At 69.6% G+C, this 18,820-nt stretch carries 26 protein-coding genes; 14 read left to right on the top strand and 12 right to left on the bottom strand.

Features of this window, described 5'->3' with window-relative positions; all coding sequences use genetic code 11:
• Positions 1-114 precede the first annotated feature (114 nt).
• The 3 genes from ABZ234_RS08185 (at position 115) to ABZ234_RS08195 (ending at position 1,972) form a co-directional block, all read left to right on the top strand.
• Positions 115-417, top strand: a complete 303-nt coding sequence (locus ABZ234_RS08185) for a hypothetical protein (protein ID WP_355011519.1) — start codon at positions 115-117, stop codon at positions 415-417.
• A 226-nt stretch (positions 418-643) separates the two neighbouring features.
• Positions 644-1,153, top strand: a complete 510-nt coding sequence (locus tag ABZ234_RS08190; RefSeq protein WP_355011520.1) for a hypothetical protein — start codon at positions 644-646, stop codon at positions 1,151-1,153.
• On the top strand, positions 1,154-1,972 hold the full coding sequence (locus tag ABZ234_RS08195) for a hypothetical protein (protein ID WP_355011521.1): 819 nt from the start codon (positions 1,154-1,156) through the stop codon (positions 1,970-1,972). It begins immediately after the preceding gene.
• Positions 1,973-2,109: 137 nt separating this feature from the next.
• On the opposite strand, the gene ABZ234_RS08200 is transcribed toward ABZ234_RS08195, so the two are convergent.
• Entirely contained in the window at positions 2,110-2,532 is a 423-nt protein-coding gene (locus ABZ234_RS08200) for a hypothetical protein (protein WP_355011522.1), read from the bottom strand.
• Between the two features lie 237 nt (positions 2,533-2,769).
• Between ABZ234_RS08200 and ABZ234_RS08205 the strand changes: the two genes are divergently transcribed.
• The 3 genes from ABZ234_RS08205 to ABZ234_RS08215 all read left to right on the top strand — a co-directional run bounded on the left by ABZ234_RS08205 (position 2,770) and on the right by ABZ234_RS08215 (position 5,664).
• On the top strand, positions 2,770-3,477 hold the full coding sequence (locus ABZ234_RS08205; RefSeq protein WP_355011523.1) for a hypothetical protein: 708 nt from the start codon (positions 2,770-2,772) through the stop codon (positions 3,475-3,477).
• Positions 3,478-3,788: 311 nt separating this feature from the next.
• Positions 3,789-4,760: a ParA family protein gene (locus ABZ234_RS08210; protein WP_355011524.1), complete on the top strand. Its 972-nt coding sequence runs from the start codon at positions 3,789-3,791 to the stop codon at positions 4,758-4,760.
• Positions 4,761-5,043: 283 nt separating this feature from the next.
• Complete coding sequence (locus tag ABZ234_RS08215) at positions 5,044-5,664, top strand: hypothetical protein (RefSeq protein ID WP_355011525.1); 621 nt, start codon at positions 5,044-5,046, stop codon at positions 5,662-5,664.
• Positions 5,665-5,817: 153 nt separating this feature from the next.
• Here ABZ234_RS08215 and ABZ234_RS08220 read toward each other — a convergent pair whose 3' ends face one another.
• From ABZ234_RS08220 to ABZ234_RS08255, 8 genes are all read right to left on the bottom strand, one after another.
• The gene (locus ABZ234_RS08220) at positions 5,818-6,153 is read right to left on the bottom strand and encodes a hypothetical protein (RefSeq protein ID WP_355011526.1); all 336 of its coding nucleotides are present in this window, start codon (positions 6,151-6,153) and stop codon (positions 5,818-5,820) included.
• A gap of 112 nt (positions 6,154-6,265) precedes the next feature.
• Positions 6,266-7,375 (bottom strand): tyrosine-type recombinase/integrase, encoded by a 1,110-nt coding sequence (locus ABZ234_RS08225; protein WP_355011527.1) that lies wholly within the window; start codon positions 7,373-7,375, stop codon positions 6,266-6,268.
• Between the two features lie 54 nt (positions 7,376-7,429).
• The gene (locus ABZ234_RS08230; protein WP_355011528.1) at positions 7,430-7,912 is read right to left on the bottom strand and encodes a hypothetical protein; all 483 of its coding nucleotides are present in this window, start codon (positions 7,910-7,912) and stop codon (positions 7,430-7,432) included.
• Between the two features lie 14 nt (positions 7,913-7,926).
• On the bottom strand, positions 7,927-8,244 hold the full coding sequence (locus ABZ234_RS08235; protein WP_355011529.1) for a hypothetical protein: 318 nt from the start codon (positions 8,242-8,244) through the stop codon (positions 7,927-7,929).
• A 59-nt stretch (positions 8,245-8,303) separates the two neighbouring features.
• Positions 8,304-8,600, bottom strand: a complete 297-nt coding sequence (locus ABZ234_RS08240; protein WP_355011530.1) for a hypothetical protein — start codon at positions 8,598-8,600, stop codon at positions 8,304-8,306.
• Positions 8,601-8,690: 90 nt separating this feature from the next.
• Complete coding sequence (locus tag ABZ234_RS08245) at positions 8,691-8,969, bottom strand: hypothetical protein (protein WP_355011531.1); 279 nt, start codon at positions 8,967-8,969, stop codon at positions 8,691-8,693.
• Positions 8,970-9,090: 121 nt separating this feature from the next.
• Positions 9,091-9,309: a hypothetical protein gene (locus tag ABZ234_RS08250; protein ID WP_355011532.1), complete on the bottom strand. Its 219-nt coding sequence runs from the start codon at positions 9,307-9,309 to the stop codon at positions 9,091-9,093.
• A 54-nt stretch (positions 9,310-9,363) separates the two neighbouring features.
• Entirely contained in the window at positions 9,364-9,567 is a 204-nt protein-coding gene (locus tag ABZ234_RS08255; RefSeq protein ID WP_355011533.1) for a hypothetical protein, read from the bottom strand.
• Between the two features lie 151 nt (positions 9,568-9,718).
• On the opposite strand from ABZ234_RS08255, the gene ABZ234_RS08260 reads away from it, so the two are divergent.
• The 4 genes from ABZ234_RS08260 to ABZ234_RS08275 all read left to right on the top strand — a co-directional run bounded on the left by ABZ234_RS08260 (position 9,719) and on the right by ABZ234_RS08275 (position 13,377).
• Positions 9,719-11,011 (top strand): hypothetical protein, encoded by a 1,293-nt coding sequence (locus tag ABZ234_RS08260; RefSeq protein ID WP_355011534.1) that lies wholly within the window; start codon positions 9,719-9,721, stop codon positions 11,009-11,011.
• A 137-nt stretch (positions 11,012-11,148) separates the two neighbouring features.
• The gene (locus tag ABZ234_RS08265) at positions 11,149-11,439 is read left to right on the top strand and encodes a hypothetical protein (protein WP_355011535.1); all 291 of its coding nucleotides are present in this window, start codon (positions 11,149-11,151) and stop codon (positions 11,437-11,439) included.
• A gap of 819 nt (positions 11,440-12,258) precedes the next feature.
• Complete coding sequence (locus tag ABZ234_RS08270) at positions 12,259-12,837, top strand: hypothetical protein (protein ID WP_355011536.1); 579 nt, start codon at positions 12,259-12,261, stop codon at positions 12,835-12,837.
• 153 nt (positions 12,838-12,990) lie between these two features.
• Positions 12,991-13,377 (top strand): hypothetical protein, encoded by a 387-nt coding sequence (locus tag ABZ234_RS08275; protein ID WP_355011537.1) that lies wholly within the window; start codon positions 12,991-12,993, stop codon positions 13,375-13,377.
• A gap of 15 nt (positions 13,378-13,392) precedes the next feature.
• On the opposite strand, the gene ABZ234_RS08280 is transcribed toward ABZ234_RS08275, so the two are convergent.
• Both ABZ234_RS08280 and ABZ234_RS08285 read right to left on the bottom strand, forming a co-directional pair.
• Positions 13,393-13,611 (bottom strand): hypothetical protein, encoded by a 219-nt coding sequence (locus ABZ234_RS08280; RefSeq protein ID WP_355011538.1) that lies wholly within the window; start codon positions 13,609-13,611, stop codon positions 13,393-13,395.
• A gap of 12 nt (positions 13,612-13,623) precedes the next feature.
• Positions 13,624-14,562 carry a hypothetical protein gene (locus tag ABZ234_RS08285; protein WP_355011539.1) on the bottom strand — a complete coding sequence of 313 codons (939 nt, stop codon included), beginning with the start codon at positions 14,560-14,562 and terminating at the stop codon, positions 13,624-13,626.
• A 277-nt stretch (positions 14,563-14,839) separates the two neighbouring features.
• Between ABZ234_RS08285 and ABZ234_RS08290 the strand changes: the two genes are divergently transcribed.
• From ABZ234_RS08290 to ABZ234_RS08300, 3 genes are all read left to right on the top strand, one after another.
• Entirely contained in the window at positions 14,840-15,019 is a 180-nt protein-coding gene (locus tag ABZ234_RS08290) for a hypothetical protein (RefSeq protein ID WP_355011540.1), read from the top strand.
• Positions 15,016-15,267 carry a hypothetical protein gene (locus tag ABZ234_RS08295; RefSeq protein ID WP_355011541.1) on the top strand — a complete coding sequence of 84 codons (252 nt, stop codon included), beginning with the start codon at positions 15,016-15,018 and terminating at the stop codon, positions 15,265-15,267. The genes ABZ234_RS08290 and ABZ234_RS08295 overlap by 4 nt, the downstream gene beginning before the upstream one ends.
• Before the next feature lie 240 nt (positions 15,268-15,507).
• Positions 15,508-16,005, top strand: coding sequence for a hypothetical protein (locus ABZ234_RS08300; protein ID WP_355011542.1), 498 nt, complete (start codon positions 15,508-15,510; stop codon positions 16,003-16,005).
• A 65-nt stretch (positions 16,006-16,070) separates the two neighbouring features.
• Here the strand turns inward: ABZ234_RS08300 and ABZ234_RS08305 are convergent, their stop codons facing one another.
• Entirely contained in the window at positions 16,071-17,174 is a 1,104-nt protein-coding gene (locus ABZ234_RS08305) for a hypothetical protein (RefSeq protein ID WP_355011543.1), read from the bottom strand.
• A gap of 591 nt (positions 17,175-17,765) precedes the next feature.
• On the opposite strand from ABZ234_RS08305, the gene ABZ234_RS08310 reads away from it, so the two are divergent.
• Positions 17,766-18,764, top strand: coding sequence for a hypothetical protein (locus tag ABZ234_RS08310; RefSeq protein WP_355011544.1), 999 nt, complete (start codon positions 17,766-17,768; stop codon positions 18,762-18,764).
• The last annotated feature ends 56 nt before the right edge of the window (positions 18,765-18,820 follow it).

An 18,820-nucleotide genomic window follows, 5' to 3' on the forward strand; every position in this document is an offset into this window, starting at 1 on the left:
ACGGCCGGGCCGCCCTGCCGATGGCCGGCAAGCTGATCCCCAGCCCGTGACAATGACGCCTAACCCCCAAGGAGAACCCGTGAGCACCGCTACCGAAACTGAGAAAGAGACCCGATGTTTCTCCTGATCCCCAGTGCCTTCCTCGGTGCCCTCGCCATGCTCACCTTCGTCGTGCTCTCCCCGGCCCGGCGCCCCGGACATTGGAGGACTCGGCATGTGCTCTACGCCTACGCCGTTGGGCTCTGCGGACTTCTCGTCGCGGCGTTGGTCCCTCTCGCCAGCGTCTTGAACGGTACCTTCACCGAGCCCGACGCCCTGCAGATCGTCCTGATCCTGCTGATGCTCCTGCTCGGCGCAGTCATCGCCGAGCGTTGCATCGCCTTGGAGCGTAAGAAGGGGGACCGCAATGAGCTGTGAAACGGTCTGCGACTACGACATGCGGGGCAACGGTCGTGGTGGAGTACGCACTCAACCGGGCTCGGCGTGGGCATAGAACACCCATGGACGAACAGCCCCAGTCGACCCCCGCCTCCCTCCGCCTCAGGCTCCCCGCCCCCGGGGGCTCCCCTCGACTCGGGAGATCGCCACCGAGGCCGACACGAACTGGAACCATCGGCCTGCGCCCCTCGGTACCGTCGAGGCCATGAACCTGGTCTGGCTCCACCCCCGCCCCCGCCCCGACCGCCCCGGCGAGGACCGCCTCATCGATACCGCGACCATCCGCGGCCTGCACACCCGCCCCCTGCCCTGGCAGGAGCTGCGCACCGGCCGCGAACCACACCGCTGGGCCCTGTACGCGCACCTGTCGGGCTTGCGCGCCCCCGTCGAGCTGCTCCGCGGCCAGCACGAGCAGGCCCAAGCGAGCGCGGCCACCGACCTGGCCCGGATCCTGGCCACCGAGCGCGGCCACTTCGACCGCGACGGGGGAGGGGTGATCGTCACCTGCGGCCAGGAGACCCCCCACGGGGTGGTCTTCGACGTCGAACGCACGGCCCGCCCCCACGACCCCCGCGACTGGTGGCCGACCGAGCACCGCAAGCACGTGGAGAAGCAGGAGCGGGCCGCCGCCGCGCCGCGCCGCCGCTGGAACCCTTTCGACAACCTGCCCATCGACACCAACGCCGTCCCGGCCGCACCGGGTGCGGGCGAGTAGATGGTCGACGAGGACGCGCTCCTGGCACGCCTGACCGCCCGCCAGTGCTGGGACGCCGAGACCCTGCGCGGCCCGGCCACCGAGCGCTTGGCCTCCAACGAGAACGTGGAGCTGCCGCGCGGGCTGGCCCACCAGGGCCGCTACGCCCTGCGCCTGCTCAACCTGTTCGACGGCGACCTGGGCCGCCTCAGGGCCGCCGCCCTCCGCTGCCGGGAGCTCGCCCAGGAGGAGGACTCCCACCGACAGGCGATGTGGATGCGGGCCACGGACCTGTGCGAGCAGGCCGTGGCCCGCGTCACCACCCGCGCCGGCGCGGACCCCGACCACCAGCAGTCCTACGTCCACCGGCTGATGCACCCCGAACCCGACCCGGCCGAGGAACTGGCCTACCGGGTGGTGTGGGTGGCCACCCTGCCCGCCCCCCACAACCTGTTCCGGGCCTCCTGCATGACCCCGCTCAGCACCGCGCAGCGGTGGGCCCGCCAAGCACGCCCCACCCGCACGCCCCGTTCGTGCTGCCGCTACCACGCGGTCGACTGGCACCGGGCCTCCCGCGGGGCCCGGCGCCTGCTGCGGCAGGCTCGCCGCGGCGCAGGCCCCGTCGAGGAGGTCTACCGCCGGGCGCGTGCACTCGCGGCCCGGGCGGGGTGGGACACCGCGCAGCGCGAAGCGGCGCTGAGCCTGCTCAGTCCGGCCGAGGGCATCATCGTCAGCCCCGAGGACAGCCCCGCCCGGTGGTTCCTCCTCAACGGCCAGCACCGCACCCAGGCCCTGTTGGAAGCAGGGGTGCGGCGCACGGTAGTGCTCCGCGCGCCCTGACAGGGCGCTGGCTGACGCAGGTGGCCCGCGCCCCCGATGTGGGGCCAGCCGCGCCGACCATGATGCTTCGGGCCTGCTTCTCCAGGGCCACGCCCTGGAGAAGCAGCGCCTCATCCGACTGGTCGCGCATTAGGGTCTCAGTGGTCGAACCGGACCCAGCTGTCCAGGGCCCGGTGGAGGTGGTCCTCGGGGAAGGTCTCCTCCATGACGGCAAACGCGGTGGTGCGTAGTTCCTGGACCCATACCTGCCCGGCGATGTCGTCGGGGGTGCCGGCGTCCACTTCGGTGGCGATGCTGCGCACCAGCTTCTCGCTCGGCTGCCCGAAGAAGGACAGGGCGTATGAGGCCAACTGACTGCGGCCCAGGGTCGGGTTTTCGGCGCCTTGGAGGAGTTTGAGGTGCAGCGCGATCTTGCCGGTGACGTAGTTGGTGTTGGTGTTGAGGTCCTCAGCGACGCGGTCCCAGAAGGGGGCGAACGTGTCCCTGCTGCAGGGCGAGGGAAGCATCATGAGGAGCGTGATCAGGCGGTTGACGTGCGCGGACTCGGTGCTCTCGGCCATGGTCACCTTTCAACGGGAGGAGCAGGGCGCCGCTACGCTACAGGCGGCGGCCAGCTTGTGACCGGCAAACACCGCAAGAGGTCTTCGTCAGCATTGCGGTCCCAATTGAAAGGTGCCGAAGCCGGCCCGGGAGCCCTCGAGATGCTTGCTTGACAAAATGTCAAGCACCCGCAGGATGGGGTCATGGCACTCCCCGCGGCACCTCCGAACGCCCGTATACGAGCTCTCACCGACAGCTTGTACGAGATCCACCGCCAGGCCGGGGACGCGCACCTAGAACTGTGGCCTGACGACGACATCCTTGCGGTTCTCGCCTACACCCGCTCACGATTCCCTTCGCTGCCCCCCGCACAGTCCAGTCCACTCCGACGTAAGCAGCTGATCGCCCGCGCCGAGCTCACACGGCTCGTCTACGCACAGCTGGATTCTGAACAGCTCGGACTCCTGGACCAGGCCCGACCGCGCGAGCAGCACACCACGGACTACCCCGTCTACCTCAAGGACTTAGCTCCGGCCATGGGCCTGAAGGATCCCAGCGGCGTCAACCAGCGCCACAACCGACTGCTGGCCGCAGTCAACAACCTGCCCAGACTCCCACGGGAGGGCCGGCGAGTCCTTCGTGAGCGTGCGGAACGCACACGTACCGACTTCCTGAAGATGCAGGCCGCCCAGGCGCACCACAACTCGGTTCGCCGGGCGGCTCACGCTCTCCTCGACGTGGTCGACGAGTTGGTTCTGTCCGAGGATGCCGAGGACTGGATCGACGAGCTACAGGAAATGGCAGACGAGAACCTGCAGCTGGAGGAGATGGTCGGATTCGCGGCACGGCTGAACCTGCTGGTGCAGGGAGTCGCGAACGAGGGGAGCCTGTCGCCGGACGCCGCTCAGGCCCTGGAGGGCGCGCGTGAAGCGCTGGCCTACCGACGGCCTGCTCGGGACAGGTGAGACATGCTGGTCAACTCACCGCGCTCAGCGACCGGAAAAGAAGACCTCTGACTGGCTGACTGCCGGGTCGAATGACTGGACGAATGACTGGTCAGCTGACTGACTGGTGGAGCAGAGAGACCCTTGATACGTAGGAGATTCGCCTAGAGGACAAGAGGAAGCGACATGAAAACTCCAGAGTTAACTCGGACCATAACGCGCGTCTTCCAAGCTCGTTTCTCACGCACGAACCAGAGAGGTGACCTAGGATTCACGCCGCATCACCGCGATACCATCGGCCTGCACATGCCTCCCCCTAGGAAGGAACAGCCATGCCACGGGTAACAGTCGACGTGCCGGACCTGAGCACCGTGCGGCGCATCGTTGGAGAGTGGCTTCAGCGCCGGGAAGACGATCTCGACGCGCAGGAGTACGCCTGCAAAGTCCTCGCCATCATCAACGGCAAAGGCGGCGTCGGCAAGACTTCGTTCGCTGTCTCCTGGGCGGTCAACCTCGCTGCCCAGGGTAAGAAGGTCCTCTACGTCGAGTTGGACCCGCAGGGGAACGCCTGTGAAGACCTGGGCATCAACAAAACCCCCTTGGACGATGGCGGACAAGCACAGGTCGACGCTGTGCTCAATCAAAAGCCCTTCCAGCCCACAGGCGAAGCGCGACCGAACCTGTTCATCGTGCCCGGCGGCCAGGCACTCAGCCAACTGGTCACTGAGATGCACTTCCTGAGGCGAATCTCCGACGCAGGGAACGACCTTCCCTGGCAGTACCTCTACCTCTGCTCCCTGGACCAGTGCGAAGACGACTACGACATCATCGTCTTTGACGTCGCGCCCGGTGATGAAGCGCTGCAGAAGAACGCCCTGCACGCCGCTGACGGCCTCATCGTCCCCACACGTTCAGACCCCAGTTCCCGCAAGGGGTTGCGCATCGTGGCCCAACGCTACATCGAGGTGAAGGAGCACAACGAGACCCTAGAACTGCTCGGCGTGGTGCTCTTCGCCACGAACGCCTCTGCAACCAAGGTGCAGGAAAATCTCCGGAAGGATCTAGCCCGCGACCTGGGCAGTGCCAAGCACAAGGTGGTCCCTCACCCCATCCGGTACGTGGAATCCGCAGCAGTCGAGGCCCGCCGACGCGGGAAAACGCCCACCGAGCTGGTGAGGGAACGCCCTGAAGGCGTGCCGCTCAAGTCCCTGGAGGCGTTGTCCGCAGATTACTCCACAGTGAATACCTGGCTCCTCACCGAGGTGACAGCGGTGAATCGCCAGCTGAACAGCCCCGAGGACTAACCGGAAAGACGAGGATATGACCACTACAGACGACTCGCTCGGATCTGACAGCATCGTTGAGGACGCCTTCGCCCCCCGCCGGCGCGGGCGAAGGAAGAAACAGCAGGAAGTTACTGACTCCCCCCCCGCGGTGGACACTCAACACTCGTTGCCTGCAGAGTCAGCTCCTCCCACGCCCGCCCCGAACGCAGTAGCCACCGAGCAGACGCCCACCGCACAGGCCATGCCTGCCCCGACAGATCCGGTCCCCGGACCGGGGCCTGTTGTTTCGGCTCCCACCCCCGTGCAGGAGAACGACGAAGAGGCCCCCACTGTCACCGCGGCCGCTGAGGTGGCCGTGCGCAGGGTCGAGGCCCCCGCTGTCCAGAGCCAGGAACACTTCCAGGAGGAGATCAACAGTGTCGCGAGTTTCGCTGAGAGCTCGGAACCGGACCTGATCGACCTCACAGAAGAGGAACTGGACGAACTCGAAGCGCAGCGCCTCGACGAGCAGGACACCACCACATCCCAGTTCACCGTCGACCTCGACGGGCGGATGAAGCGGCGCCTGGACCAGATGATCAGGACCAGCAGGCGGAGCGGACGCCGCCTGACCATCACGGCTGTCGTGCTCCAGGCGCTGGAGCAGAACCGTCGCCATTACGGGGAGGCCGTGTCTGTGTGGCGGCACAAGAATGCTCCCGTCACTGAAGGCAGGCTGTTCAGCCCATCAGAAGACCGCCAGTGGGTTGGCCGGTCCCTCGATGCGACCACATCCACCATCACCGTGCGCCCAACTCTCGAAGAGCGCGTACTCATCGAGCGGGCCGTCCTCTTGAGCGGCGCCCGCACCCGGAAGGAATTCATCGAAGCTGTGCTGGACACCAGGCTGCCTCAGCTTCCCGGACGGCCCCCCAAGGCCTGAAAGCCTTTCGTGCGCAAGGGCTACGGGGGTGGGAGCGGTCAGATCGCTCTCACCCCCTTTTGTTTGTGGCACTACTCAATGAGGCGTTGCATCATTCAGCCGTGACCGCGACCATCGTAGGTGTAGGTCAGCGCATCGGCCTGGACATCGGGGTCAGGAACCAGGACTTGGGCCCCCATGTCCGGTGAGTACCTGGCCCGCCAGCTGATCGGCGACGTAGGGCTGCGCGTCCGGATCGGCGTTGGTGCTGGTGTGGGCGGCCATCTGCCGCAACAGCTCCCTCCTTGCGGGCAGGATCACCGTCGCGGCGTCAGGGGCCGGCGCGGTGACTCGACCGCGGCTCAGCGGCGTACTGGCACCGGGGAACGCCCCACGCCGCAGGAGCAGGTCGCAGGCACCGGTCTCGGTGAGAGCAGTTTCGGGGTGGGCGGCGAGCCAGCCGGCTGCCGAGTCCACACCACTGTGCTGCACGGTCGCCTCGGTTACCAAGTGCTCGATCGTGGTCACAATGTGTTCTCTTCTTGGGGGAGATCAAACGAACAGCAGCGCGACGCCGACCGCTGCCAGGGCCCCTAGTGGGCGGTCATCGTCCACTCCTGTTCTACAGGCCTGCCAGCGGGTCCTCATCCCATTCGTGGCCCTGCTCGATGTAGCTCTCCAGCACATGAGACCCAGGTGCGTGCCCGCTCAGGCGCCGGATTGTGTCCCGGGCGGCCCCCCGGCGCGCGGCGGCGGTGATGGAGCCTCGCCGGAGCGAGTGCCCGGTGTACACCGGCGCTGACGCGTCCTCCGCTGGCCCCAGCGCCTTGCCTGACAGGCCCGCCCTCTCCGCCATGGTGCTCACGACGGTGCTCAGCGCGGGAGGCGACAGCGGCTTGGGGTGTACGGGCAGGGCATCGTTGACCAACACGCGGACCAGCAGCGGCGTGGCCGCGGCGGTGTGGCCCGCCTCCGCCAGGATCCCGGTCCAGGCGCGCACGGCCCGCACCGCGCACAATTCCGGGTCCAGCGCGTAGGGCACCGGCTTCCACACCTCCTCGACGGTGGTCTTGGGGCGTCGTACCGCGACTCGCATGCCCCGCTCGTGCCACTGGATATCCCCCAGACGAAGGCCGGCTGCCTCCGAGCGGCGCAGCATCAGGCGCCAGGACACCAACAGCAGGACGGTGTCGCGGGCCCGCCGCCGCAGGGCTGGCCGTCCGTCGGCGAGCTCGTGGGACTGGGCGGCGCGCACCATGGCGCGCAGGTCCTCTTCCAGGGCGGCGGCTGCCCGCCGGGGGCGGGTGGGGTGAGCGCGCCGGTGGCCTTCGAGCACCTTGCGGGATGCACGCTGGTTGGGTGCGTGGCCCTCCTCCTGGGCCCAGGTGGCCACGGCTGAGAGACGTCTTTCCACCGTGGAGGCCGCCAGGGGCTTGCGTTTGTGGGTCGGCACCGCGGCGGATCCGTGCTCCAGCAGCTCGGTGACGTACAGGGCCAGCATCTCCTCTTGCACCGGGAGCGGGTCGAGGCCCCACTGGGCACAGAACGCGGCCCAATCAGCGCGGTCTGCCGCGTAGGCCCGGCGGGTGTTGGCGGGGACCGCGTCGGAGATCTTGACCGCTGCGGCGTCGTGCAGAGCTCGCAGCCGCTCTTGGAGGTGGGCGGCAGGCTCTTCCTGCGGTGTCAGAGCTCGTTCGTCGACGTGCTCGGCGGTCTCGTGTGTGTCCGTCACTCCCGGTCCTTCCCTGCGGTGTCGTGAGTGCGACTCACTCGTGGCGATCCCCGGTCACAGGCACAGTCCGTTGGTGGCCAGGACCTGATCGGCCAGGGCCAGGGTGGTGCGGCGGGTGGAGGGGGCCACGTCGCGGGGGTCGTGGTCGAGGAAGGTGTAGAAGAGGTCAGTCACGATGCTGACCGCGGTGTCGTTCTGGCGATGGCGGCGAATCTTGTGGTTGTCGCGCCACCAGGCGCACACCACGTCGACATCATGAGCTCCGCTGGCGTCGACGAACAACTGCTCGTCCTCGGTCAGAGCGCCCATGTGCCACCAGTCCCCCCAGGCGCTGGCGTCGCCGACGATGGCCGGGCGCAGGGTGCGCCCGCGGAGGGAGGCCTGGTGGACCAGCGCCCAGGCCATGAGCGGGCAACTGCTTTCGCTAAACCACTGGATCGTCTGCGGGGTGAGCCGGTCGGCGATGGCCCTGGTGGTGTGCGGCCCGTAGGTCAGGGTGGCTAGGGCAGGGGCAGCTGTCTCAGCTGGCTTGTCCATGGGCGCCGGTCTCCTCAGGCATGGGTGGGGTGGTGTTCGTCCAGGCCGCAGGCGAGTTCGGCCAGGTGCCAGGTGAGCTTGCTGGCGTAGTCGATGTGCCCGACCGCGGTTGCCTCCACGTCCTGCACCTGCTCAGGGGTGATCGTGCTCAGCCCGCGGCGGGTCCGTTCGGCGTTGACCTCTGCGGTGAGCAGGGCGCGCTCGTCGAAGACCCAGGCGGGATGGGTCTCCCCCTCGCGAGTTTCGAGGTGAGTGCGGTGTGCGCGTCGGGGGTGGGCGTTGGTCAGCACTGCGCGCAGGCGCGCGTGGGTGAGGCGCGGGTCATCTTGCACAGCTGCTCCTGAAAGGGCGGTGTACGGGTCGAGTGGGCAGGTGCGATGGCGCACCTGCCTCACCGTGAGTGTGAAGGGTCGAGCGGGTCGATTAGCAGGTGCATCCCGTGCTGGGGGAGGCTGCCCAACTCTTCCGCCCAGAGGACGCCACGAATGGTGAACTCGGGGTTTGCCCGAGCCCACGTGGCAGCCGCCTCGAAAACGTCCGCTGGCGAGGACCCGTTGATGTAGAGCTGCGGCCCGACGCGCACTGTCGCCCACTGATCGTCGCGCATGGGTAGACCGTCGAGGGACCTGTGTAGTTCCTTCTCGGTGCTGATGCTGTCGGCCCGTTGGCGGTCGGCGAACTCGCTCATCATCACTCCTCTCCTTTCTCTCGGCACCCCTCGCACGTCACGGCCCACTTCGGGCTGGACGCCGGCGGGATGCCCCCTTCGACTTCGGGGTCAGTTCCTTGTGCGTCGCAGGACAGACAACGTCACCCAGAACATGATTCCGAGGGCTGTGAACAGACAGACGGTCGCGAGGGCGAAGAGCGCGATCTGGGCCCTGCCTGCGAAGGCCAACCCGGCGCTGGTGGCGACGCTGCACACACCGACGGCGAAGATGGCCGCGTTGAACCGGCCATCCCTTTCTCCTGGCAGGAGTACGCCGGGCCTACGCCAGTCAGCAACCGCCAGCGCGCACACCACCAGGCCGATCCCTAGGGAGGTCAGGGAATACATCATGGGTCCTTCCAGGAACAGCAGTTCTGGTTGAGCAGGTCGTCAGCAGGGTGCTGCGAATCTGGGGCAGGCGCATCGGTACGCCCTGGCAAGGCCCGGCGGGCCGCTCCCGGTCATTGTTTCAGGGGCGCGGCCCGCGCTCCTCGGTCTGCGTGGACGGCGCGGGCCGCTCGCTTGCGCGGAAGTAGGCCGCGATCAGGGCCGCGCCGACCAGGGTGATGACCAGGCCGGGCCACCACAGCCCGGTGAAGGCCGAGCCGAACATCAGGCCGAGACCGAAGGTGAGCACGGCCTGGGGCCAGAACCGCAGCCAGAGCGGAACGGGGCGGGTCGGGGGCATGGTCGCAGCTCCTCATGAAGGTGGGGTCCGGGGTCCAGTCTGCCCCGGCGCGGGTCAGGCGTCGATGTCGACGCCGTCGAGGACCTCGAAGCCGCTGCCGCACAGGTTGGCGCGCGCCTCCTCGGCCTGCTCGATGCACCACTTCTCGCGCTCGGTGGGGGTCATCTCGTCCCACTCGGCGCGGTCGATCTCGGTGATCTCGGTGTGGGTCACGGCTGTGTCGTGCTCGACGATCAGCTCGACGCGGACCACGCTCACGGGGGTCTCCTTCGGGGAGGGGCCCGGGTCTCCGGGGCCGGTTCGCCTACTTACGATAATGGACCTTATCGCAAGTAGGCCCTTCTAGTCTAGTTCAAATTGAAATCAGAAGCCGTCTACTTCTAATTGGAAACATTGCTAGAGTAGGGGGATGGACACCGAACCCGCCACCACAGCCCCGGCCGTCTCCGGGGACCTGTGCGGCCTCTCCCGTTGCCGCCGCCCCCTCCCCGCCCAGACCGGCCGGGGCGCGCGCTACGAGTACTGCCCCGACCGGCGCTGGGACTACGACGGCAAGACCCTCAGCTGCCGCGAGCTGGGCGACGCCGAGAAGAAGCTGACCGCCGTGTTCGGCCGGGGTCCGGCCGACGCTCCCTTCGCCGCCCAGCTCAGCGCCACCCTGTCCGCGGCCGCAGACCCGCTGGAGGCCCTGCGCGCCGCCGTGGCCAGCACGCACACCTACCTCACCGAGCAGTACACCGAGGCCCAAGAACGGGCCGAGCACGCCGAAGCCCAGGCCCTGGAGGCCCACGGCCAGGCCCGGACCGCCCAGGCCGCCGCCGAGACGGCCCGCCGGTCCCAGGCCGCAGCCGAGCGCAAGGCCGCCGACGCCGACGAACGCGCCGGCCGGACCGAGCGCGAAGCCCGCAAGGCCCTGGACCAGGCCGCCGCCGACCGACAGACCGCCGCGGTGGCCCGCGGCGCGGTCCAGCAGCTGGAGGAGGAGAACGCGCGCCTGCGCGCCGAGCTCGGTGAGACCTCCGGCAAGGCCAGCGCGGCCACGGCCCGGGCCGAGCGCGCCGAGGCCCAGCACCGGGCGGCGGTCGAGGAACGCGACCGGCTCCGCGCCGAGTCCGAACGCGAGCAGCAGGAGTGGGCCGCCGAGCGCACCCGGCTCGCCGAGCAGGTGGAGCGGCTGAGCACCGACTACGCCGTGCGCCTGGACGAGCTCCAGAGCGCCCAGGCCGCGGCGTTGGAGGGGCTGCGCGAGGGCTACGGTGCCGAGATCGCCGGGCTCAACCGCTCCCTGGGCGAGCTCCAGGGCCAGATCGCCGACCGGGAGCGGCAGCTACAGGAGGCCACGGCGCGGAAGGAGGCCGGTGCCCTGGCCGAGGAGCACGCCCGCCACACCGCCGCCGAGGCCCTGCAGCTCCTGGATCTGGGCGCCGACCCCGCCAAGGTGCGCACCCGCCTGGCGCTGGCCCTGCGGGCGCCCTCTGACGAGGCGCGCAAGGCGGCCCGCGTGATTCTCGACATCGGGTCGGCGCTGGGGGTGTGCAACGTGGCCGTGGACCACCACGACGGCATCATCCCGCGGGACCAACTCTCCATGACCGCGCTCAACCGCTTGGCCAAGGCCGGGGTCACCAAGCAGGACGAACTGAGGAGGATCACGGACCTGGGCCGTGAGGCTCTGCCGCTGGCCTCCCGGATGTCCCGATGACCCGGGTGGCCAAGGGCTGACCCCACCCCGCCAAGCGATCGACTTGCAGATCCGAGTCGGGAACAGCGCACCCGAACTCGGGAGAACACCAAGATGGCCAGAACCACGGCCCTGACCCACCATCGAGAGGAATTCTCATGCCGCTGACCGCGCACGAAGCCCAGATCAGGGACCTGACGGAAGCCCTGGAGGGCGTCACCGAGTTCACCGCCTACGACAACGAAGGTCGGCCCGTGACCGCCCGTAGGCGCGCAATCCCCTACATCGTGTGGGACTTCAGCCGCCCCGACGGGCGACGCGCCCGGATCGCGGACACCGACCGCGTGAAGATCTTCAAGCTCGTGCTGAGCGTCGCCAGGCACGGTACGTGGCCTTCCCGCATGACGCGGATGCCCGAGTTCACCGAGACGGCAGAGGGCGAGGGGTAACCGCTTCGGTCGGGTGGTCGGCTCACGTCGATCACCCGACCCGCGCTGCGAGAGCAGGCCGAGCTATGGCGGCGTTGCACTGACGCTACGAGCACCGCTCCTGAGAGAGCCGCCGGCCGAGGGTGCAGTGCCAGCCCTGCAGGTGAATACCGTTGTCGACGGCACGATCTCTGGATCAGCCGCCGTTTCGCCGCATCCATTCCACCCCACACAGGAGGTGTTGGACAAAGAATGGTACGGGGATGAGAGCTTCCCGCAAGTCCCACATTCGACGGACCAGGCTCGAACCGGGCCACAGGCGACTGATCGCGAACCTGTGCTCCAGCTGGTCTTGGAGCAGATGATAACCAGCGCACTGCTTGCAACTGATGTATTTTCGCCCCAAATGGATATCGGTGACCGATTCCAAGGGGACGTTATTAGAAGGATCTCGTTCCAGCGACATGGCTATATTTTACAGGCGTCGCGTCTTCGCAAACAGCAGACCACCGGCGTACCTGCGTCTATGTCCGCTGTTTCTCCTGCTCCGCCGCATCGACCCGGCTGGGCGCCCTCCCACATGATTGCTGATCTACAGCTCGTGCCATACCATCGGTATTGCACGGGGCACTAGCCTCGGTGAAGTGGGGGCGGCAGCCATCCGGACGGTTGGTGGGCCGCCTTTCGCGCGCCTGGGGCGGTTCAGAGCTGGTGGACCATGCCGCGACGGTCCTCTGGTGCCCGTGGCCGCCTTCCGTGGCACCTCGCTGAAGGCGTTTCGCTCCGAAGAGGAACTTCCCACGGCACCCTGGGAACCACTACCCCTTATGAGGAGCCCCCGTGCCCACTGCACCATCGACCTCCCCCGCTGTCGAAGCGATTCTGCGGGCCACCACCCGCAGCGCTCTGAAGACCGTGCCGACCGCGTCGGCGCTGACAGCCGCGGCCGCCCTACTCGACGACCTGTGGGCTGCCGGTGCCCGTCACGGCGTGGACCCATGCGAACTGGACCTGGCCTCACACGTGGTGGATGCCATGACCCGGGCCTACCGACACCAGAAGCCCGTGGAGGTCGACCCGGTGGCCCTGGTAGAAGCGGCCGCCCGCGCTACCGCTCACGAGGTCGGCCAGGTCCTGGCCGACCTCGTGGTCGAAGACGTGGTCGGGCGCAGCCCGGACTGCGCCTACATCGTTCTCGCCCGCCAGGAGCAGACCCCCGCCTGGGGGACGACCGGAACCGCGCCCCTGGTGGTGCGGCTGGAGCGCGAGGACTGGGGACCTGGTTGGGAGTGGGTCCTGTTCCCCGATGTGTCCGGCGGCGCTGGCGTCGTGGCCACCGTGATTGCTCCCCCGCCCAACCTGGAGGTGGCCGCCGAGGTCGGACAGATCGTCGCACGGGCCCTGACCGGGAAGTTGTAACGGCCTGCGAGGCGGCTGAGAGTCGGGTTCTTCTCCTCGGGTGCCACCGTGATTTGTGGGGCCTTCCCCATGGCCGGCTTTCTCTCCGGGCAAGTCCTCTTGGGCGAGCCAGCACTGGATTTCCTGACCCACACAGAAAGGGCCCACGACCCCATGACCGACACTCACGAGACCAGGACCGACCCGTCGCGCCTCTTAGAGATCGAACGGAGGGTCCGCGGCGTCTGGGACCGCGCGTTCGCAGCTGGCCAGATCCCCTCCAACGAATCCGTCGTCGGGGATCCGACCGAGCTGAACGTCGCCGTGGTGGTCGAGGCCCTGGCTGACGCCGAAGCCGGCTGCGCCGGGGCAGCGAGCACCCCCGAGCAGGTCACGGCGCACCTGGACATCCGTCAGCTGGACGACCTGGTGCTGCAGCGCCTCCTCGACCACGAGGAGACCGGACAGGAAGGCAGCGCGCTGTGGCGGGAGCAGGAGGCCCGTGCTTCGGCCGCCGTGGCCCTGTTCGTGACCGCCGTGTACGGCGACGCCGCGCGCTGAGACGGCTGCGAAACCTCAGCCGTGGCCCGGTTCTTCTAGGCCCGGCCCGCCCTCCACCTCGCGTGGAGGGCGGGTTTTCTCGGGGACGGTGGCCACGGCGTAGACGTCGACGAACCCCGTTCGCTGGGCCGGGGGGTCAGGGGTGAGGTCGACGGGCTCACCGCGGCGGATCGCCGCGATGAACGCCGCGACGTCCTCCTCTTGGCCGCGCAGGCGGATCTTGATGTGGGCCATGGTCGCCTCCCCCTACCAGAAACGGGCCCGGGCCCGGACTCCAACGATCCGCCCGTCCTGGGCGGCGGTGTCCAGGTGGTCGAGGTCGGTGACGGCACCGCACAGGACGACCGTGCTGGTGCGGTCGAGCAGCTCCCACCACTCCTGAGGCAGGGCAGCCTGCTCGGCCGGACGGCACAACACCACGTCGTCGAAGCCCTCGTCGTCGACGCGGACGATCTCGACCAGAGAACGGGAGGAGATGTCGAAGCGCGCGACCCACTCGGCCGCGGCCGGGGGCAGACCGCTCATGTCCCAGGCGGGTAGGCCGCACCGGGTGCGCAGGTCCTCCAAGGACGCCCCAACCCCCTCCGGGATCAGCGGCAGCATCGGCAGGACAGGGCCGTTCTCGTCGGCGATGTAGGTGACGAACGCGTCGTAGGCCGGGTCGACCTCGATGGGGTGGTCCACGGTGAGGGTCTCGAACACGGGAGCGGGGGCCCCACCGGCGGCCCACAGATCGAGGCCGTCCTCCAGGATCTCGCGCACCTGTTCGGGTGACATCGTCTGGAGCGCGGTGACGGGCGCGTCGGCGCGACCGTCAGGCGGCGCCTGGTGCAGTAGGGGTATCCACGAGCGGGTGCTCCGCGAACCCAGGAGCAGGGACAGGCCGGGGGGAAGGGCGCCCAGCGCTGCGCCGGTCAGGGCCGCGACCGTCGCCGGGTGCGCGGCCACCAGCGGGATCAGGGAGTCCTGGCACGGGCGGCATCCGGCCCGGCAGGCACCCACCAGCGCGGCGGCCCGCTCCAGGTCGAGTGGGTGGCCCTGGACGTAGGCCAGCTCGGCGAGCATGGCCATCTCGGGGGCGGGGTGGGTGTGCGTGGTGCCCGCCAGGGCGCTGGTGTAGGCAGCCCCGGTGCGGCGCTGTTCGCGGCGAGCCTGCTGTTTGCGGGCCCGGTGGTGCTTCGGCATGGCGGTCCTCCGGCGCGGCGGTCCCATGACCCGCGGCGCGGACAGCAGCATGCGGTCGGGCAGCGGTGACGAATGCGGCCGCGGCAGGGCGGCCGGTGCGCACGGTGCGGCTGAGCCGGGGTCCCCGGGCACCTTCGCCGTGGTGCTCCGCGTCATGGGCGCCGAAGCCGGCTTGGGCCGATGCGCTCGGCCTGGAGGTGAGCTTAGCAAGAGGCTCGGCGAAGGCGGTACCGAAGACGTAGACTGGGGCTCTGTCCTGAAGCTGGAGGAGGCACCGGTGGACAAGCCGATCGCGGAGGACGCCGACGTCATCTCGGGACCCCTGGCGCGGGCCCACGCGGGCCTGCCGCCTGAAGGGTGCACGATCCCCGTCGGTACCCGGGAGCAGATGCGCGAGCAGCTGTTCGCGGTCCTGCTCGACGACGCGCGCTCCGAGGCGCCGGGTCAGGCCGCGTGAAGCGGCTGCTGACCCTGACCGACCCCTTCCGCGAGCAGATGCACGCGCTCCCCTCCCGGGTGCGCATCCGCGCCGGAGAGACTCTGCTCGACCTGGCCGAAGCCGCTGCTGTCGACTCTCTGACGGAGCGCCACCCGGCCCACCCCGACGACCCGTTCGTGCGCCTGGTGCGCAGTGTCGGCTACCAGATGACCGTGCTGGTCTACGACCAGCACGTGGTGGCGGTCGCCATCCGCGCCGACGGCTAGACCTGCCGGGTGCAACGCGGAGCCCATGGGAACCACCACCCCACACCTGGCCGCACCGGGTGACGGGTGGGTCGCCGACGGAGGCGTCGACGGTGTCGAGGCTTAGGCGCTCACCGCGTCCCTGCGTGGGGACGCCGGCGAACCGGTGGTGCGCGCCATCGCCGACCACGCGCGTCTGCTTCGCGACCTGTCCGTCTGGGGCGCCACCGGCCACGCCCTGACCAGAAGGAGTTACCCCGCGTGTTCCGCGAGACCGTCGGCGTTGACCGGCGCCATCTCACCGCCCTGTTGGGCACCCTCGCTCGCACCGCACCCACCCCGCTGCCCCTCCCTGCCGCTCTGCAAGAGCTGGCGGACGCCCTGCACGGCCAGGACCCCGACGCCGACACCTGGCTTGTTCCGGCTGAGGCGCTGTGGACGGCTTTGCGCTACGCCAACGCCCTAGACGTGTTTGGCCTGGACGAGTGCGACGCCGCCACCTACACCCACCCCGGGGTGTGTGCTGAGGACCACGTGCAGCGCCAGCTCTTGGCCCAGGCGCCGCGCACCGACGCTGCCATGGAGGCCCTGGCCGAGGCCGAAGAGGTCCTGTTCCAGGCCGAGTGCGCCCTGCACGCCTCCTACCTGTACGGCAACGCCCACATCACCGAACGGCGGTGCCTGACCTGCGAGGTCACCTACCCCTGCCCGACTGCGCGCGCGCTGGGCCTGGACGCCACGGGTCCAGGCTCCGGGTGAGGTCGGCGGGCAGGTAGCCCGGGCGGACATTCAGCTCCAGCGGGGCCGTGAGGGGTTCGGGAATCTCAGGCACGCCAGCGTGCCTCCTCGTCGGCCAGGGGTGCTGCCGTGGTCGCCGACTCGATCCAGTGCTGGTGGACCTGATCCCACAGGTCCGCGCCGTCCGGGCCCAGCAGGCGGATGCGCTCGTCGGCCTCCAGTGCGGCGACCTCCCGCATGGGGTCGTCGAGCAGGTCCGGGGCGTTGGAGTCGATGGCCTCGGCCAGGGCGCGCAGCGCCCGGTGGGCGGGGTCGTCGTCGTGCGCCTCCCCCTGGCGGATCATGGCCATCAGCGTCAGCCGGTCGGCGAGTGGGGTAGAAGGGTTTGCCGGGACGGCCGGGAGGGCGAGCGGCCCGTCCCCGGGGGGTGCGGGGAGGTGATCCTCCCCGGCCCCCGCACCGGTTCCGGCGCCCAGGGCCCAGGGCGTGGCCCGGACCGCCTCTCGGAGGATGTTGAGCAGGTCGGCGCGGGTGCCGGGCCGTTCCCGGGTGTAGTCGGCGATCGCCCTGCGGGCGTCGTTGTTCTTGTGGCGTGCGGCGGCAGCCGCGGCCCCGGACAGGGCGGGGTCGGCCAGCCAGTGCGCCACCAGCTCCGGGGCCCGCTCCAAGGTGGCGGTGAGCAGGACCGCGCCCAGCAGGCGGGCGGCCGCGTGCCGGGTGAGCCCCTGGGGCGGGTCGGCGATGGCGTCGACGAGGTCGCCAGCGTGGGCCAGGTGCACTCCCAGGGTGGGCGCGATCGGGGCGGTGTAGTCGGGGTGGCGCTCGCGAGCGCGCGCGAAGCGGTCGTGGGCTTCGGCCTCGCTCACCCCCATCGCCTTTCCGATGCGCCACCAGGGCACCGAGCGCTCGCGGGCGGCGCCGAGCACGGCCAGGACGGCGCGGTCCAGTGCGGTCTCGGCGGTGGGCGCCGTGCGCAGCAGGCGGAGCAGGTCCGCGTCGGCGAGGTCGGCGGAGGCGCGGCCGTCGGTGGTGTGCAGGCGCTCGGCCGCGTCCAGCAGGGACCGGGTGCAGGCAAGTCCCTCGGGGACGGGGGTGGTCTTCGTGGTGCGCGGTCCGGGGGTTGGCTTCGGCGGAGTGGGAACGGGCTGTTCCTCCAGGGGCACATAGCAAGAGTGTTCACTCGGTGTCATGGGGGCGAAGCTACAGCACGCAATTCTGCTGCGGGACGCAAGAGTCGCAGCTTACGTGCGCCCGATGAAATAGCGATTCCTTGACTGGCAGGCTCGCGTATTCAAGTAGCGCCTATTCGAGGCCGGATCCCTGCTGAATCTTCACCGAGAGTCTCGGCCAGGGGCGTAGCGGCTCCAGGGGCCACCCGCGTCTGCGGCGATCCGGGTGGTGGTCACGTCGTGGAAGTCCCGCAAGCGGGCGATGACGGGGGCGGGTGCCTGGAGGACGAGTTGGGGCAGGGCCGTGGTCCGTGCGGCCTGTGCCGGGATGCCGAGTCCGCCGATGTGGGTGGCCAGCGTTTGCTGGGTGATGGGCTGCCCGGTTCGGCGGCCGGGGAAGAGCCAGCAGCTGTCTGGGTTGGCTGGTTGAGGCCGAAGGGCTGCGCGGCCAGCCCGGCTGAACCGCGCGCACCCTCTCGCGCAACCCGACGGGCTGCCCGCTGCGTTCGTTCGCGGGCGGTTCGCCCTGCCAGCCCGAGCCTGCCACGATGCAGATCTGTCGCCGCAGGTCAAGGGGTGGTTTTCGGGGGATTTGCTTGCGATGATGCACCGATGGCAGAGGACACACCCGACACACCCGACACACCCGACGCACTGGACCTCGACAACCCCGACAGTGTCGACCTGCGCTTCATGGCCGCCTACCGCGCCTGGTACATGGCGGCTCTGACCACCTACCAGGCGGCGCAGGACGGCCCCCTCGTCGTGCTGCTGGGCGCCGCCCCCGCCGAGCTGTCGTGGGCGGTGGAACTGGACACGACATGGCAGGCGCTGGCGGGCGATGACTACCGTCTCGCCCGGGACGCCACTGCGGCCGCGCCGATCCTGTCCGCCCTGGCGGCGGCGCACTCGGCGTGGGGGCTGCTGGCCGGGCTGCACCTGTCCGACGCCGAGGCCGCCACCGCGGCCGAGGCCGTGTGCTGGCGCCCGGTCGAGGACCTGCCCCCGGCGGACCCGGCCGCGGTGACCGCCTACAGCGAGCACCTCCAGGGCCGCAGCCTCAAGGAGACCGCCACCGCGCTGACCGACCTGTTCGTCCACACCCCGCAGGTGCTCACCGGCAAGGCCGAGAAGATCGTGCGGATGCTGCTACCTCCCCAGGAGCCGCGCGAGCAGGACCAACCCCTCATCGAGCAGGCCCGGAGCATGGCCACCGAGCACCCCGAGCTGGTCGAGATCGAACAGCGGGCCCAGGGCTTCCGGCACCTGACCGTCGTGCACGGGGAGATCGAGGACCCCGAGAACCCGCCCCACGAGTACCTGTCGGCCTCAGCGCTGCTGTCGCTGTTCTCCAGCCCCCCTCCCCCCTACTTCCTCGGCCACGGCTCCGACCGGTTCGTGGTGGTAGTGGGAGGCCCCCGGGCCGACCGCACGATCCTGACACTGGAAAAGCTGCTGCGGACGCTGGCACCGCAGACCAAGGCGGACGGGGACGAGGGTACGGACTGGGAGATCATCCGCAGATTCGCCCCCGGCGACCCCGGCCCGCAGGTCTACATCACCAACGGCACCGACTCCGCCCACGACGAGGACGCGCCGCCAGAGCAGTGACCCGAGTCGCCCGCTGGCGGGCGTCGAGCGCGCGGACCCGAGACCTGCGGGTTGTG

The organism is Nocardiopsis sp. NPDC006198 (assembly GCF_040613895.1).
Lineage (GTDB): Bacteria > Actinomycetota > Actinomycetes > Streptosporangiales > Streptosporangiaceae > Nocardiopsis > Nocardiopsis tropica.

Bases quoted from the DNA above. Each gene is read 5' to 3' on its own strand.
- ABZ234_RS08285 (WP_355011539.1), bottom strand. From the start codon at position 14,562: ATGCCGAAGCACCACCGGGCCCGCAAACAGCAGGCTCGCCGCGAACAG.
- ABZ234_RS08275 (WP_355011537.1), top strand. From the start codon at position 12,991: ATGACCGACACTCACGAGACCAGGACCGACCCGTCGCGCCTCTTAGAG.
- ABZ234_RS08310 (WP_355011544.1), top strand. From the start codon at position 17,766: ATGGCAGAGGACACACCCGACACACCCGACACACCCGACGCACTGGAC.
- ABZ234_RS08190 (WP_355011520.1), top strand. From the start codon at position 644: ATGAACCTGGTCTGGCTCCACCCCCGCCCCCGCCCCGACCGCCCCGGC.
- ABZ234_RS08240 (WP_355011530.1), bottom strand. From the start codon at position 8,600: ATGAGCGAGTTCGCCGACCGCCAACGGGCCGACAGCATCAGCACCGAG.
- ABZ234_RS08230 (WP_355011528.1), bottom strand. From the start codon at position 7,912: ATGGACAAGCCAGCTGAGACAGCTGCCCCTGCCCTAGCCACCCTGACC.
- ABZ234_RS08250 (WP_355011532.1), bottom strand. From the start codon at position 9,309: ATGCCCCCGACCCGCCCCGTTCCGCTCTGGCTGCGGTTCTGGCCCCAG.
- ABZ234_RS08210 (WP_355011524.1), top strand. From the start codon at position 3,789: ATGCCACGGGTAACAGTCGACGTGCCGGACCTGAGCACCGTGCGGCGC.
- ABZ234_RS08185 (WP_355011519.1), top strand. From the start codon at position 115: ATGTTTCTCCTGATCCCCAGTGCCTTCCTCGGTGCCCTCGCCATGCTC.
- ABZ234_RS08265 (WP_355011535.1), top strand. From the start codon at position 11,149: ATGCCGCTGACCGCGCACGAAGCCCAGATCAGGGACCTGACGGAAGCC.
- ABZ234_RS08195 (WP_355011521.1), top strand. From the start codon at position 1,154: ATGGTCGACGAGGACGCGCTCCTGGCACGCCTGACCGCCCGCCAGTGC.
- ABZ234_RS08305 (WP_355011543.1), bottom strand. From the start codon at position 17,174: ATGACACCGAGTGAACACTCTTGCTATGTGCCCCTGGAGGAACAGCCC.
- ABZ234_RS08245 (WP_355011531.1), bottom strand. From the start codon at position 8,969: ATGTATTCCCTGACCTCCCTAGGGATCGGCCTGGTGGTGTGCGCGCTG.
- ABZ234_RS08200 (WP_355011522.1), bottom strand. From the start codon at position 2,532: ATGGCCGAGAGCACCGAGTCCGCGCACGTCAACCGCCTGATCACGCTC.
- ABZ234_RS08280 (WP_355011538.1), bottom strand. From the start codon at position 13,611: ATGGCCCACATCAAGATCCGCCTGCGCGGCCAAGAGGAGGACGTCGCG.
- ABZ234_RS08260 (WP_355011534.1), top strand. From the start codon at position 9,719: ATGGACACCGAACCCGCCACCACAGCCCCGGCCGTCTCCGGGGACCTG.